The organism is Leucobacter sp. USCH14 (assembly GCF_037619215.1).
Classification (GTDB): Bacteria; Actinomycetota; Actinomycetes; order Actinomycetales; family Microbacteriaceae; genus Leucobacter.
The window spans coordinates 1-14,403 of the sequence record NZ_JAQPZP010000004.1 but is presented as its reverse complement, the minus strand read 5'-3'; the positions used below and the strand labels follow the sequence as shown (position 1 = coordinate 14,403).

Here is a 14,403-nt window from a genome sequence, read left to right as displayed (position 1 = left end):
GCAAATCGACCCGGTCCGGGCGATTCGTCACGCGGAACGGCCGCTATTCCTCTGCGATTTCGTCGTACGCCGTCGCTCGCAGTGCCTGCGCAAGCCGCTGCACGTATCCGTGATCCGCATTGCGGAAGATCTCGTTGATGTCTCCGCGACCGACGAGACGCCCCTGCTGCATGACGAGCACCTCCTGCACGAGTGCCTCGAGCATGCCGATGTCATGGCTGATGAGCAGCATCGTCGCTCCGCTGCGTTCGCGGTACCACCGCAGCAGTTCCACGATCTTGGGGCGATTGTTCGCGTCCACGCCGAGTGTGGGCTCGTCGGCGATCAGGAGTCGAGGGTCCAGCATCAAGGAACGCATGACGGCGACCCGCTGACGCTGCCCCTTCGAGAGCTCGTACGGGTACTCCTGCAGCTTCGCGAGCGGGAGCGCCACGATGTCCATCATCTCCGCGATGCGTTCGCCGAGCTCATCGCGATCGAAGTGCTTGCTCCGTTCGACGATCGGCTCGAAGAGGATGTCGCCGACGTTGAGCTCCGGCGTCAGGGTGGCTCCCGCGTCCTGCGCGAGGTGTCCGACGTATGCCGTCAATCGGGCGCGGCTCCGACGCCACAGGCGCTTCATGGGCACCTCCATCACCGTGGCTTCGCCTCCGGTGAGCCGGATCCGGCTGGACTTCTCGTTCGCATCGGGGCCGCGCCCGGCGAGGAACTTCGCAAGGGTCGATTTGCCCGAACCGCTCTCGCCGAGGAGCGCGAAGACGTCTCCGCGAGCGACGTCGAAGGAGAGCCCTTCCACCGCCTCGAACTCCCTGCCTCCCGCGTGCGCCGGATACGAGAGCGAGAGGTCGGAGACGCGGATCATGGGATCGGCGTCGATGACGGGGTGGGGCATCCTGAAAACTCCTCGGTGGCTCGTGGTGCGCTCCGGCTGACCAGCAGCCTAGGGCATCGGAGTGCTCACGCAGGCAGCACGCACCGCACGGCGCTCATTCCGCGCGCAGACTGCGACGAGCCGATTCGAGAGCGACGAGCTGCTGCTGGATCTGGCGCGCGCGCGGATCCCCGGAGTCGCCGATGCGCTGATGCCTGGCGAGGAGCTCGCGCTTGAGCTCCACGAGGTCGCGATCGAGCAGCGATACGACGACGTCCCGCGAGTACGCGGCGAGCTGACCGGCATTGCGCTGGGGCATCGGCGCCATGCCGAGCTCCCGGATGAGGCCGTGGTGCGTCTCCGGCGCTCCGCCCAGGACCGTGTCCCACCACTCTGGGGTGCCGAGCGCGGGCAACGCGCCCCCGATCGCATCGCGCACGACGCGCAGATCGCGGTCCATCACCTGCGCGGTGACCGCCTGCTGCAGCAGCTCGAGGCCGATGGATTCACCCTGCTGCAGCATGGCCATGAGCGCGTCCCTCTCGAGCCAGGTCGTCGGGGTATTCCGAAGCGAGGACAGGCCGATGCGGCGCGCCGGAGGAGAAGCCGGACCCGCTTCCCGGACGTAGCGCCCCGCCTCAACCGAGGCCGCCGCGTTCGGATCAACGCTCTGATGCGAGCGTGACCGGGTTCCGCGATCATCGCCTCGGGGAGCCCGCTCGGCGCCTCGCACGGCGTGCTGGACTTCCGCCAGTTCGGATCCGAGCATGCGGGCGAGCTCCCTCGTGTACCCGGGCCGGAGTGAGGGGTCCTTGATCTGGGCGATGATCGGCGCTGCTTCGCGCAACGCCGCAACACGCCCTTCCACGCTGTTCAAGTCGAATCGTGCAATCGCCTGGCGGAGTGCGAACTCGAAGAGCGGCACCTTGCGCGTGAAGAGTTCGCGAACGGCCTCGTCCCCGCGGTGCTGCCGCAGGTCCGAGGGATCGAGGCCCTCGGGGGCGACCGCCACGTACGTCTGCGCCGTGAAGCGCTTCTCCTCGCTGAACGCGCGCAATGCCGCCTTCTGCCCCGCCTCGTCCGGATCGAACGTGAACACGACTTCCGCAGCCGCGTCATCGCCCATGATGCGCCGCAGCACGGCGATGTGATCTTTGCCGAAGGCGGTGCCGCACGTCGCGACGGCTGCTTCGACACCGGCGAGGTGACAGGCCATCACGTCGGTGTACCCCTCCACGACGACCGCCCGCTTGCCCCGGGAGATCGCTCGTTTCGCGAGATCCAGCCCGTACAGCACCTGCGATTTGTGATACACCGGCGATTCCGGCGTATTCAAATACTTCGGACCGTTGTCGTCGTCATAGAGCTTTCGCGCGCCAAATCCGAGCGTCTGGCCGCTCGTGTCGCGGATCGGCCACACGATGCGGCCCCGGAAGCGATCATACGCTCCGCGCTGTCCCTCGGAAGCAAGACCCGACTGCACCAATTCCTGCGGTGTATACCCGAGCCCGCGCAGGTGACCGGTCATCCCGTCCCAGCCGCGCGGCGCATACCCCACACCGAACCGCTCGCACGCGGCCCCGTCGAAGCCGCGCTGCGTGAGGAACTTGCGGGCCGCTTCAGCTTCGCCGGATGCGAGCTGCGCGATGAAGAACTCGGCGGCCGCAGTGTTCGCCGCCAGCAGCCGCGCGCGATTGGGGCCGTCCTCTCGTGCGAAGCTCCCCTCCTCGTAGGTGAGTCCGTAGTGGATGCGTGCAGCGAGACGCTCCACCGACTCGGCGAAGGTGAGGTGATCCATGCGCTGCAGAAAAGTGAAGGCATCGCCCGACTCCCCGCACCCGAAGCAGTGGTAGTACCCGAGCGCCGGCCGGACATGGAAACTCGGGCTGCGCTCGTCATGGAACGGGCACAGGCCCTTCATCGAATCGATTCCGGCGTTCTTGAGTGTGACGTAATCGCCGACGAGGTCGGCGAGATTCGTGCGACGCTTCACTTCCTCGATATCGCTCGCACGAATCCGACCTGCCATAGCTGCACAGTCTACTGCCGAACCGCCTCAACCAGGCGACGCGGTAGCGCCGCTGCCGCTGGTGCGAAACGCGATGCGTTTCGCCTCAACCAGGCGACGCGGTAGCGCCGCTGCCGCTGGTGCGAAACGCGATGCGTTTCACCTCAACCAGGCGACGCGGTAGCGCCGCTGCCGCTGGTGCGAAACGCGATGCGTTTCACCTAAACCAGCGGCACATCACACAGCCGCTTGTGCCAGGAGATCGCCGACTGGTCGGTCAGCGAGGCCACCTGGTCGACGACCGCGCGTCGGCGACCGGCGTCGTTCGCAGCGTCGCGGAAGTCGGCTGCGAACGCGGGCTCGAGTTCGCGCTCGCCGCCTTCCCAGAGCACCTCGAGGAGTTCAGTGAGCAGCTCCCGCTGCCGACGATACGTCGGTTGCCGTCGCCCGCTCGCCATGACGAATGCCGCGACGATCCCCTTCAGCACCGCGATCTCCGCGCGGATCTCGCGCGGCACGATGATCGAGGCGCCGTAGCGCGCGAGCGGCGCACCATCGGCGGCTTCGAGCGTGGCGCCGATCGATGCACGGGCGAAACGACCGATCATCTCGCTCGTGAAATTCTTGAGCTGCGCCTGGTGCGCGCGGCTCTCGTCCCAGCGCGTCATCCACGTGTCCGACTCGGCGATGCGGTCGTAAGCGGCTCCGAGCTCGTCGCTCGAGAATGATCCACCGGCCCACTCCGACACCGCTCGAATCAGGGCGTCGTGGCCCGAACGCGCCGTCAGGATCTCAGGGTCGATGAATCCGCTGACCACGGCGTCCTCGAAGTCGTGCACCGAGTACGCGATGTCGTCGGAGAGGTCCATGACCTGCGCCTCCGCGCACTTCTGCCGCTCCGGAGCGCCTGCGCGCAACCACTCGAACACCGGGGCATCATCCGCGAAGTACCCGAACTTCATGCTTCCGGGCTCGGCCTCGGAACGGTTCCAGGGATACTTGCAGCTCGCGTCGAGCGTCGCACGAGTGAGGTTCAAGCCGACACTCGCGCCCTCATCGGTGAAGCGCTTGGGCTCGAGGCGTGCGAGCACCCGGAGCGTCTGCGCGTTCCCCTCGAACCCGCCCGCGTCCGCCGCCCACTCATTGAGCGCCTTCTCGCCGTTGTGGCCGAACGGCGGATGTCCGAGATCGTGGGCCAGGCACGCCGTATCCACGACGTCCTGGGCGAGGTGCAGCGAGACCGCGAGTTCGCGACCGATCTGGGCTACTTCGAGCGAGTGCGTCAGGCGGTTCCGCGCGAAATCGATCCCAGCCGTCGGACTGAGCACCTGGGTCTTCGCCGCGAGGCGCCTCCAGCCGCTCGAGTGCAGCACCCGTGCGCGGTCGCGGGCGAAATCGCTGCGCGACCCCGAATGCGATTCGGGTACGAAGCGCTCGGCGTCGTCGGCACCGTATCCCGCGGGGAGCCCGGACTCACCCACCCGAATCGTCTCGCTCGGCCTCCGCCAGGTCGGCGTAGTCGATGCTGTCGCTCGTTCGGCTCTCGAGCCAGCGATCCGGGAGTACGACGCGCTTCGGGCTTCCGGCGCGTCCGCGCTGGCCCTCGGCGCCCTCGCCCGGATACGGCAGCGATGCATCCATGGTCGCGAAGATCTCGTCCATCTGCTCGAGCGACTCCACGGCGGCCAGAGCGCGGCGCGTGTCGCCGCCGACCCCGTAGCCCTTGAAGTACCAGGCGACGTGCTTCCGGATGTCGCGGCAGGCGTGCGCCTCGTCTTTGTCGTAGAACTCGACCAGCAGCTCCGTGTGGCGGCGCATCGCCTCCATCACGAAGCCCAGCGACGGCTTCGCGATAGCGGCTGCGGCCTCGTCGGAGCTGATCTCCCCGGCCTCCGCTCGGAAGGCCGCCGCGAGATCGCCGAAGAGCCACGGGCGCCCGAGGCATCCGCGCCCGACGACGACCCCGTCGCATCCCGTCTCGCGCACCATTCGAAGCGCGTCCTCGGCCGCCCAGATGTCCCCGTTGCCGAGCACCGGAACGCTGGTGATGGTCTCCTTGAGCGTCGCGATGGAACTCCAGTCGGCCTGGCCGGAGTAGAACTGGTTCGCGGTGCGTCCGTGCAGCGCGATCGCCGCCACTCCGGCTGCCTCCGCGGCACGCGCCGCGTCGAGATACGTCAGGTGATCCTCATCGATGCCCTTGCGCATCTTCACGGTCAGCGGAATATCGCCGGCCGCGCGCACCGCGCCCTCGACGATCGCGCGGAAGAGATCACTCTTCCACGGCAGCGCCGAGCCGCCGCCCTTGCGGGTGACCTTCGGCACAGGGCAGCCGAAGTTCAAGTCGATGTGATCGGCGAGATCCTGATCCACCAGGAACCGCACGGCCTCGGACACGGTCTTCGGATCGACGCCGTAGAGCTGGATGGAGCGGGGAGTCTCGCTCTCGTGGTGTTTGATGAGACGCAGCGATGCCGGGGTGCGCTCGACGAGCGCCCGACTGGTGATCATCTCGCTCACGTACAGCCCGGCACCGTACTCGCGGCAGAGACGCCGGAACGCGGTATTGGTGATGCCGGCCATGGGAGCGAGCACGACGGGCACATCGAGTGCGAGCGGCCCGATGCGGAGGCGCGTGTCGTCGAGAGTCTGGGAAGTCATATCGCGACCATTCTCGCAGATCAGGATCCGGTCGGCTGATCGACCGCACCGCCGAAGCGTCGATCCCGGTCGTGGTAGATGCCGATCGCCTCCCACAGCTGCTGCCTGCCGAAGTCGGGCCAGAGTGTATCGAGGAACACCATCTCGGCGTACGCCGACTGCCAGAGCATGAAGTTGCTCGTGCGCTGCTCGCCGGAACTGCGCAGGAAGAGGTCGACGTTCGGCAGTTCCGGGACGTACAGGTGGCGCTCGATCGTCCGCTCGGTGATGCCGTTCGGCGACAGGCGCCCCGCTCGCACCTCGGCTGCGATCGCCCGCACCGCGTCAGTGACCTCGTTGCGTCCGCCGTAATTCACGCACATCGTCAGCGTGAGCCCGGTGTTCGCGGCGGTCGCCCGCTCGGAGGCCTGCAGCTCGTTGATGACGGAGCCCCACAGCTTCGGGCGCCGCCCTGCCCAGCGCATGCGCACATTCCAGGCGTCGAGCTGCGCGCGGCGTCGCCGCAGCACATCGCGGTTGAAGCCCATGAGGAACCGCACCTCGTCGGGAGAACGCCGCCAGTTCTCGGTCGAGAAGGCGTAGACGCTGAGATGCGACACTCCGGCCTGGATGGCCCCTGCGACGACGTCGAGCAGTGCCTGCTCCCCCATGCGGTGGCCCTCCACCCGCGGAAGACCTCTGCGATTCGCCCAGCGGCCGTTGCCGTCCATCACGATGGCGACGTGCCGGGGCGGCTGACCCGGGAAGCTCGGGGGCTGCTCTCCGGTCCAATCGACCGGCACGAGCGAGGACGGGGCGCGATGCATGCCTGCCAGTGTAGAGGCGGCCGGGGTGCGCGGGCTTCAGCGGCGCGGCGCACTGAACGAGCGCAAGCCGCGCTCGAGGTGCCACTGCGTGTAGGCGGCGGCGATCCCCGCGGCTTGACCGCGTTCGCGCTCGGATGCGTCGAGCGCCGCGTCCCAATCTCCCGAGAGCAGCGCGCCGAGCAGCTGGATGCTGCCCGGATCGAGGCGAGGCGAACCGGGCGTGCGGCAGTCCTCGCACACGACTCCCCCGAGCTGGACCACCACTGCGGTGTGCGGTCCGGGTGCACCGCATCGCACGCAGTCGACGAAGCCGGGAGTCCAACCCGCGATCGAGAGCGCCCGCAGCAGATAGCCGTCGCGCACGAGCTCAGGCGGAATGCGAGACGCCGCGAGCGTGCGCAGGGCGCCGACGAGCAACTCGTACAACTGCCGCGACGGGTCGCCCTCGGCGAGCCGCTCCGCTGTCTCCACGATCACGCTGCCCGCCCGGTAGCGGTCGTAGTCGGCGCTGATCGCGGGGCCGTAGCCGCCCAGCGTCACCGCCTGCGTGATGGTGTCGAGCGAGCGCCCCTCGAAGCACTGCACGTCTGCGACCATGAACGGCTCGAGCCGAGCTCCGAACTTCGACGACGTGCGACGCACGCCCTTCGCGACCCCGCGCAGCAGTCCGCGATCGCGCGAGAGCATCGTCACGATGCGATCGGCCTCGCCCAGCTTGTGGGTGCGGAGCACGACGCCTTGTTCACGGTACAGGGGCACGGTTCCAGTATCCTCCACGCGGGCCAGTGCACTGCCAGCATTCCGCCCGCGGCGCAACGCCCCCGGCGGGGCTCGGGTCGATGCGGGCGGGTGCGCGACAATGGACCCGTGCTCGACGAGACCTTCCGCATTCCGCTGTACGCCGATCTCGCAGCGGTCGGCGTGGGCAGCCTGCAGGGCGCCCTGTTCGCCGCCGGCTTCAAGCGTCTCGATCTGCTGGGCGTCGCGATCATCGGCATCTTCTCCGGCGTCGGCGGCGGCTTTCTCCGCGACGTCTTCCTGGGGACGACCCCCGCGGCGTTCGCCGACAACTGGTATCTGATCGTCGCGACCGCGGCCGCATTCATCGGCATGCTGCTGCAGCGGCTCCTCGAGAAGGTCGACCCCGTCATCACCGTGCTCGATGCGATCAGCATCGGCATGTTCGGCGCCATCGGCGCGACGAAGGCGCTCGCGCTCGGCATGCCGGTCGTCCCCGCGCTCTTCATCGGCACCGTATCCGCCGTGGGGGGCGGCGTGCTCCGCGACCTGATGCTCAACATTCCCATCGCGCTCATGCACGTCGGGTCGCTGTACGCGGTCGCGAGTCTCGTCGGCGTGACGGTGCTCCTCGGTCTGCTCGCCCTCGGTGTCGCGGTCATCCCCGCGAGCATCGTCTGCGTGGTGGTGACCGCGCTGGTGCGCCTCCTGGCCGTGCGTTTCGGATGGAGCCTCCCCGAGCAGCGTGCGCTGAGCCGCATTCGCCTGCGTCGACAGCGTCAGGTGGAGCAGGCGATCGCAGAGGCGCTGCATACTGGAGCGATCACGCTGCCCACCACCATTCCGGGGGCCGAGGAGAGTGCTGGGCCCGGAGGCCCGGTCGATGCGAAGGATCGCGATTCAGATCCCGAGCCCCCGCTCGACGGCCGTTGAGCGCCGCCGAATGCCGCGCTCCGTTCAGGGGGCCCTGCGTCAGGCTCGCGGCCCGCTCCGGCGCCGACCGGATCGCGCCTCGGCCTCCCGCCAGGCCCGCTGCGCAGGGGTTTCGCTCGCCGGTGCCGGCCCCCTCGACGAACGGTCGGCTGATCCTCCGCGCGACAGGTGCCACGCGTGCGTGATCGCCAGGGCGAGCGCGTCCGCCGCGTCAGCGGGCTTCGGGGGCGCGGCGAGCCGCAGAAGCCTCGTGACCATCGTCGTCACCTGCGTCTTGTCGGCGCTGCCGTAGCCGGTGACCTGGGCCTTGACCTCATTGGGGGTGTACAGCGCGACCGGTATCCCCCGTCGCTCGGCGAGGAACATCACGACGCCGCTGATCTGGGCGACGCCCATGACGCTCGGGAGATTCTGTTGCGCGAACACGCGTTCGAGAGCGATCGCCGCCGGCTTCTCGCCGTCGAGCAGGCGCTCGATCGCCGATCCGAGCTGATGCAGACGCGCTGGCAGCTCCGCTGACGCAGGAGACCCCAGCACCTCGACGTGCTCGAACGTGACCCGGCGACCCGCCCCGGCCGTCACCACGCCGATGCCGCAGCGGGTGAGGCCGGGGTCGATGCCGATGATGCGGGTCATCGTCGCGAGCGCAGACCGAGCCGCGGAGGGCGGCTCACTCGTCGTCGGCGAGTTCGGCCTGCACCTCGGCGGTGAGGTCGAAGTTCGTGAACACGTTCTGCACGTCGTCGCTGTCCTCGAGCGCGTCGATCAGGCGGAACACCTTCCGGGCCGTCTCCGCATCGATCTCGACCTTGAGGTTCGGCACGAACTCGGCATCGGCCGAGTCGTAGTCGATCCCGGCATCGACGAGCGCGGTGCGGGCTGCGACCAGCTCCGAAGCCTCGGTGATGACCTCGAAGGTCTCGCCGTTCGGCGCCGGCGTCACCTCTTCCGCCCCCGCTTCGAGCACGGCGGCGAGCACGTCGTCCTCAGTCGTCCCCTCTGCAGGAACGGTGATGACGCCCTTGCGCTCGAAGTTGTACGCCACGCTCCCCGGATCGGCGAGCGTGCCGCCGTTGCGGCTGAGCGCCGTGCGCACCTCGGCCGCGGCGCGGTTCTTGTTGTCGGTCAGGCACTCGATCATGAGTGCGACGCCGTTCGGTCCGTAGCCTTCGTACATGATCGTCATGTACTCGACCGCATCGCCGTCGAGACCCGCGCCTCGCTTGATGGCGCGATCGATGTTGTCGCCGGGAACCGAGTTCTTCTTCGCCTTCTGCACGGCGTCGACGAGGGTCGGGTTGCCGGCGAGGTCCGCACCGCCGATACGCGCTGCGACCTCGATGTTCTTGATGTACTTGGCGAACGCCTTCGCACGGCGCGAATCGATGATCGCCTTCTTGTGCTTGGTCGTCGCCCACTTGGAGTGTCCTGACACGGGAGCTCCTCTTGATCGTTACGGGAAAGGGTGGTCTGTGAATCAGTCTAGGATCGCAGCGGCCCCGCGTCGGAAGGAGCGGGCCACGCCTCCGCGAACAGATCTCGCACTTCGCCGAGCAGCTGAGGCATCGCCTTCGTCTTCGCGATGATCGGGAAGAAGTTCGCATCCGAGGCCCATCTCGGCACCACGTGCTGGTGCAGGTGCGCGGCGATTCCCGCACCCGCGATCTCGCCCTGGTTCATGCCGATGTTGAATCCGTCGCACGTGAGGGTCGCCCGCGCGACGCGCATCGCCGTCTGCGTGAGGGACGCGATCTCCGCGGTTTCAGCCTCGTCCGCCTCGTCGTAGCTCGAGATGTGGCGATACGGGCACACCAGCAGGTGCCCGCTGTTGTACGGGAAGAGGTTGAGCAGCACATACGCGTGCTCACCGCGAGCCACGATCAGGGCATCGGAATCGTCGCGTTCGGGAGCCGCGCAGAACGGGCAATCGTGCTGAGTGGGCTGGTGATGGTCCGCGACGTAGACCATGCGGTGAGGCACCCACAGACGACGCAGGTCGTCCGCGATCCCGACGGCCCCGCTCTCGTCGATCGACTCCGTTCGCTGCGCTGCCGCGTGCGAGGCACTCTTCCCGGCGGCGCCCGGCTCAGACGCGTCGCCCCCGACTACTCCGACCATGCGGTGGTGACCTGTTCGTGTGTGCGAACGGCGGTGGTGATCCGCTCGATCGCTTCATCGACAGGGACGCCGTTGAGCTGCGTTCCGTCGCGGAAGCGGAAGCTGACCGCCCCGGCCGCGCGATCCTCTTCGCCGGCGATGAGCTGGAAGGGCACCTTCGCCTTGGTGTGAGTGCGGATCTTCTTCGGCATGCGATCGTCGCTGTGATCGACTTCGGCGCGCACGCCGTGCTCCCGAAGTCTCGCGATGACCGTGTCGAGATATTCGCCGTACTGGTCGGCGACCGGGATGCCCACGACCTGCGTCGGCGACAGCCACACCGGGAACGCGCCGGCATAGTGCTCGAGCAGGATCGCGAAGAACCGCTCGACCGAACCGAGGAGCGCGCGGTGAATCATGATCGGCTGCTTGCGCGTGCCGTCGGCGGCCGCGTACTCCAGCTCGAAGAGCTCGGGCTGGTTGAAGTCGAGCTGCACCGTCGAGAGCTGCCAGGTGCGACCGATCGCGTCGCGCGCCTGCACGGAGATCTTCGGGCCGTAGAACGCTGCGCCTCCGGGGTCGGCCACGAGCTCGAGGCCCGATTCCTCGCCGACCTGGCGAAGCGTATCGGTGGCGATCTCCCATTGCTCGTCGGAGCCGACCGACTTCTCGGGATCCCGCGTCGAGAGCTCCAGGTAGAAGTCGTCGAGCCCGTAGGCGCGCAGCGTCGCGAAGACGAACTCGAGCTGCCGCTTGATCTCGTCCTTCACCTGCTCGTCGGTGACGTAGATGTGCGCGTCGTCCTGCGTGAGGCCGCGCACGCGGGTCAGACCGGAGAGGGTGCCGCTCTTCTCGTAGCGGTACACCGTGCCGAACTCGGCGAGGCGCAGCGGCAGCTCGCGGTAGCTGCGCGCGCGGGCGCGGTAGATGAGGTTGTGGAACGGGCAGTTCATGGGCTTCAGGTAGTAATCCTGGCCCGGCTTGACCACGTTCCCCTCGGTGTCCGTCTGCTCGTCGAGATGCATCGCGGGGAACATGCCGTCCTTGTACCAGTTCAGATGCTGGCTGGTCTCGAACAGCGTGCCCTTCGTGATGTGCGGGCTGTTGACGACCTCGTAGCCGTTCTTGAGCAGCTCCGATCGCATGAAGTTCTCGATCTCGTGGCGGATGATGCCGCCCTTCGGGTGGAACACCGCGAGCCCCGATCCGATCTCGTCGGGAAAGCTGAAGAGGTCGAGCTCGACACCGAGTTTGCGGTGATCGCGCTTCGCCGCCTCCTCGAGACGGGTCTGGTAGGCCCGCAATTCGTCCTTCGACGGCCAGGCGGTGCCGTAGATGCGCTGCAGCATCGGGTTCTTCTCGCTGCCGCGCCAGTACGCGCCCGCCGAACGCATGAGCGCCCAACCGTTGCCCAGCATCCGAGTGCTCGGCACGTGCGGGCCGCGGCAGAGATCCTTCCAGCAGAGCTCGCCGGTCTTCGGGTCGATGTTGTCGTAGATGGTGAGCTCGGCGCCGCCGACCTCGACGCTCTCGCCGTTCTCGTCTCCGGCCGCACCGCCCTTCAACCCGATGAGCTCGAGCTTGTACGGTTCGTGCGCGAGCTCGTTTCGCGCCTCGTCCTCGGTCACGACGCGGCGCACGAAGCGCTGCCCCTGCTTCACGATCTTCTGCATCTCGGACGAGATGGCCTTCAGATCCTCGGGGGTGAACGGCTCTGCCGGGTCGAAGTCGTAGTAGAAGCCGTCGGTGATGGGAGGGCCGATGCCGAGCCGGGCCTCGGGGTTGATGCGCTGCACCGCCTGGGCGAGCACATGCGCAGCGGAGTGCCGCAGAATGCTGAGACCGTCCTCCGAGTCGATCGAGACCGGCTCCACCGTGTTCGTGTCCGTGATCTCCGCCGCGAGATCACGCAGCTCTCCATTGACGCGCATCGCGACTATCGAACGATCGGTGAAACGGGAGAAGCCATCGGCCACGGGTGAACTCCTTCACTGTGGAGGTCGGAAACGGCGGGTGCGGGTGCGCACGCGCTCAGCCGGCGCGGGTGCCGACCACCGTACGATCCTACTGCGTTCGCGCGGCGGAGACTTCAGAGACCTCGGCGCGTTCAAGACGGCTCGTGCGGGCGAACCGCCGACGCCCGGCGGTGAACCAGACGATCGCCCCGATTAGCGGAACGACCGCGATGAAGAAGATCCAGGCGATCATCTTCGGCCAGGTGAGCTGCGGCCCGATCTTCGCGAGCGAGAGGATCGCCGAGAGCCCGAGCACCGCGTGAGCGAGGGCGAAGATCCCCGGCAGGACGGCGAGCGCGGTGACGGCCGAATCGTGCATGCGCGCCACACTACCGCAGCGGCGAGATGCGATGCGGTGCTGCTCGTGACCCCGCCCTCGTTCGGCCTGAGCGCATCGACGGCCGCCGAAACGACGAAACCCCGCGCATCGACGTTGCGCGGGGTACTCGGTGGGCGATACCAGACTCGAACTGATGACCTCTTCCGTGTGAAGGAAGCGCGCTACCAACTGCGCCAATCGCCCGTCCGCACCATCCCGAACTCGGAAGATCCCGGTCAGTGCCAACCTGAAAGATCATACACGGATCGCGAGGGCCAACGCGCACGTCGGCGACCTGCGGCACGTTTCTGCGGATCAGCGGTCACTCGTTCGGGCGTGTCGTGATGGGAGCGAGGTCGCTGTCGAGGTGCTCGTCCAGCTCGGCGCTCAATTCGCCGAGCGCTTCGAGTTCGTCGCGAAGCGCGTTGTAGGTGTCGATGTCGGCCTGCAGGGCGGCGAGCTCGGCGTCGATCGCCGCGCGCCGTTGCTGCAGCGCATCTGCATCGCGCTGCAGGCGCTCCGGGTCGTCACGATAGTCATCCCGCTCGATTCGCGAGGTGTAGGCGCTGGCATCGGCATTGAACGCCTCGACCGCGTCGACGTAGGTCGACTTCCGCTCCTCGACGTCCTCACGCAGGGCCGCCATCTCGGTCTGCAGTGCATCGACCTGACTCTGCAGGTCGTTGAAGACCGTGAGGTACGTCTCGAAATCGTCGACGAGTGCAGCGCGATTCGAGAACCACTGCGCGTAATGCTGCTCCAGCCACTCCGGCAGGTCCCGCACCTCGGTGCCCAGTACGGAGTGCAGCTCATTCGCAAAAGCCGAATCCGGGAGGTGCTCGTACACGCTCATCCGTTCGTGAAGCTGTGGATGCGTCGGCGCAATCTCCTCGTAGACGTCTCGCAGCCGCGCGGCGAGGAGCGAGCGATCCCCCTCCCCCAAACGGTGGAACACGGCATGGAGCAGTTCATGCGCAGCGGTGATCTCCACGACCCCGCTCACACGTTCATCCGTGACGTCGAAGAGGTGGATGCGATCCGAGGTGTAGCACCCGAGCACGTGCCCCTGCTCCGAATGATCGACGTCGGCGCACTGCTCGTTGAAGTGCTGACTCCCGTCGACCGTCGGGTGCGTCGCGAGAAAGACTCGCTGTCCGGCGTCGGTGAGCTCGAGATCTGCCGTCAGCGAGCTGACCCGTTGCGTCATGTCGTAGTTCATTCCGGCGACGTGGTCGCTGATCTCCTGCCGGAACATCATGGCCGCGACGGCGAGAGCAACCAGGGCGAGGAACACGGTGAAGCCGATCCACCGCTTCACCACCGCTGCCGCCCCATCAGCCATGCAACAACAGTATCCGCGCGTGAACGCAGCGGGGAGAAAAGTTACGAGATCCGCACCGTTGCTGGGCTTGAACCGGCGGCGCGCCCGGGAATGCCGCGCCGATTTGCACCCCCGCCGCAGCTTCCCTATAGTTATTCAGGTCGCGGCAACGCGGCGGAATGCGGATGTAGCGCAGTTGGTAGCGCATCACCTTGCCAAGGTGAGGGTCGCGAGTTCGAGTCTCGTCATCCGCTCTGGTACCGGGCCTGCTCGGTAGCTTATGGTAACAAAACTACGGTGGCGTGGCCGAGAGGCGAGGCAGCGGCCTGCAAAGCCGTATACACGGGTTCGAATCCCGTCGCCACCTCGTCTCACAACTGAATAGCCTGAACAGGCGCGATTGGCGCAGCGGTAGCGCGCTTCCCTGACACGGAAGAGGTCACTGGTTCGATCCCAGTATCGCGCACAGAGAGACCCGGCCCCGGCCGGGTCTTTTCCGTTTCACCAGTGACCTCGCGAGAATCGCGAACGCGATGCGTTCGCCCGAGATTCCCGCGCTGGTTCGATCCCAGTATCGCGCACAGAGAGACCCGGCCCCGGCCGGGTCTTTTCCGTTTCACCAGTGACCTCGCGA

The 14,403-nt window shown here is 67.3% G+C and carries 13 protein-coding genes and 4 tRNA genes; 4 read left to right on the top strand and 13 right to left on the bottom strand.

The window, feature by feature from the left end:
- Positions 1–43: 43 nt before the first annotated feature.
- The 6 genes from PQI23_RS05550 to recO form a co-directional block, all read right to left on the bottom strand.
- On the bottom strand, positions 44–892 hold the full coding sequence (locus tag PQI23_RS05550) for an ABC transporter ATP-binding protein (protein WP_339972365.1): 849 nt from the start codon (positions 890–892) through the stop codon (positions 44–46).
- Positions 893–986: 94 nt separating this feature from the next.
- Positions 987–2,900, bottom strand: coding sequence for a DNA primase (gene dnaG, locus PQI23_RS05545; protein ID WP_339972363.1), 1,914 nt, complete (start codon positions 2,898–2,900; stop codon positions 987–989).
- Between the two features lie 200 nt (positions 2,901–3,100).
- Positions 3,101–4,360: a deoxyguanosinetriphosphate triphosphohydrolase gene (locus PQI23_RS05540; RefSeq protein WP_339972362.1), complete on the bottom strand. Its 1,260-nt coding sequence runs from the start codon at positions 4,358–4,360 to the stop codon at positions 3,101–3,103.
- Positions 4,353–5,540 (bottom strand): tRNA dihydrouridine synthase DusB, encoded by a 1,188-nt coding sequence (gene dusB, locus PQI23_RS05535; protein WP_339972360.1) that lies wholly within the window; start codon positions 5,538–5,540, stop codon positions 4,353–4,355. The genes PQI23_RS05540 and dusB overlap by 8 nt, the downstream gene beginning before the upstream one ends.
- Before the next feature lie 20 nt (positions 5,541–5,560).
- Complete coding sequence (locus tag PQI23_RS05530; protein ID WP_339972358.1) at positions 5,561–6,346, bottom strand: isoprenyl transferase; 786 nt, start codon at positions 6,344–6,346, stop codon at positions 5,561–5,563.
- A gap of 36 nt (positions 6,347–6,382) precedes the next feature.
- Positions 6,383–7,105: a DNA repair protein RecO gene (gene recO, locus PQI23_RS05525; RefSeq protein WP_339972356.1), complete on the bottom strand. Its 723-nt coding sequence runs from the start codon at positions 7,103–7,105 to the stop codon at positions 6,383–6,385.
- Between the two features lie 108 nt (positions 7,106–7,213).
- On the opposite strand from recO, the gene PQI23_RS05520 reads away from it, so the two are divergent.
- Positions 7,214–8,017 (top strand): trimeric intracellular cation channel family protein, encoded by an 804-nt coding sequence (locus tag PQI23_RS05520; RefSeq protein ID WP_339972354.1) that lies wholly within the window; start codon positions 7,214–7,216, stop codon positions 8,015–8,017.
- 39 nt (positions 8,018–8,056) lie between these two features.
- On the opposite strand, the gene ruvC is transcribed toward PQI23_RS05520, so the two are convergent.
- The 7 genes from ruvC to PQI23_RS05485 form a co-directional block, all read right to left on the bottom strand.
- Positions 8,057–8,653 carry a crossover junction endodeoxyribonuclease RuvC gene (ruvC, locus tag PQI23_RS05515; RefSeq protein ID WP_339972352.1) on the bottom strand — a complete coding sequence of 199 codons (597 nt, stop codon included), beginning with the start codon at positions 8,651–8,653 and terminating at the stop codon, positions 8,057–8,059.
- A gap of 34 nt (positions 8,654–8,687) precedes the next feature.
- Positions 8,688–9,452 (bottom strand): YebC/PmpR family DNA-binding transcriptional regulator, encoded by a 765-nt coding sequence (locus tag PQI23_RS05510; protein WP_339972350.1) that lies wholly within the window; start codon positions 9,450–9,452, stop codon positions 8,688–8,690.
- 47 nt (positions 9,453–9,499) lie between these two features.
- Positions 9,500–10,135, bottom strand: a complete 636-nt coding sequence (locus tag PQI23_RS05505; protein WP_339972348.1) for an HIT family protein — start codon at positions 10,133–10,135, stop codon at positions 9,500–9,502.
- A complete protein-coding gene (gene thrS / locus PQI23_RS05500; protein WP_339972347.1) occupies positions 10,123–12,090 on the bottom strand; it encodes a threonine--tRNA ligase in 1,968 nt (655 codons plus the stop codon). Before thrS ends, PQI23_RS05505 begins: the two co-directional genes overlap by 13 nt.
- A gap of 88 nt (positions 12,091–12,178) precedes the next feature.
- Positions 12,179–12,448 (bottom strand): PLDc N-terminal domain-containing protein, encoded by a 270-nt coding sequence (locus tag PQI23_RS05495; RefSeq protein WP_339972345.1) that lies wholly within the window; start codon positions 12,446–12,448, stop codon positions 12,179–12,181.
- Positions 12,449–12,579: 131 nt separating this feature from the next.
- Positions 12,580–12,652, bottom strand: a tRNA-Val gene (locus PQI23_RS05490).
- A 118-nt stretch (positions 12,653–12,770) separates the two neighbouring features.
- Positions 12,771–13,790, bottom strand: coding sequence for a hypothetical protein (locus PQI23_RS05485; RefSeq protein WP_339972343.1), 1,020 nt, complete (start codon positions 13,788–13,790; stop codon positions 12,771–12,773).
- Positions 13,791–13,950: 160 nt separating this feature from the next.
- Here PQI23_RS05485 and PQI23_RS05480 point away from each other — a divergent pair.
- The 3 genes from PQI23_RS05480 to PQI23_RS05470 all read left to right on the top strand — a co-directional run bounded on the left by PQI23_RS05480 (position 13,951) and on the right by PQI23_RS05470 (position 14,235).
- Positions 13,951–14,023, top strand: a tRNA-Gly gene (locus PQI23_RS05480).
- 42 nt (positions 14,024–14,065) lie between these two features.
- Positions 14,066–14,136 (top strand) — tRNA-Cys (locus PQI23_RS05475).
- A 27-nt stretch (positions 14,137–14,163) separates the two neighbouring features.
- Positions 14,164–14,235, top strand: a tRNA-Val gene (locus tag PQI23_RS05470).
- Positions 14,236–14,403: the final 168 nt, after the last annotated feature.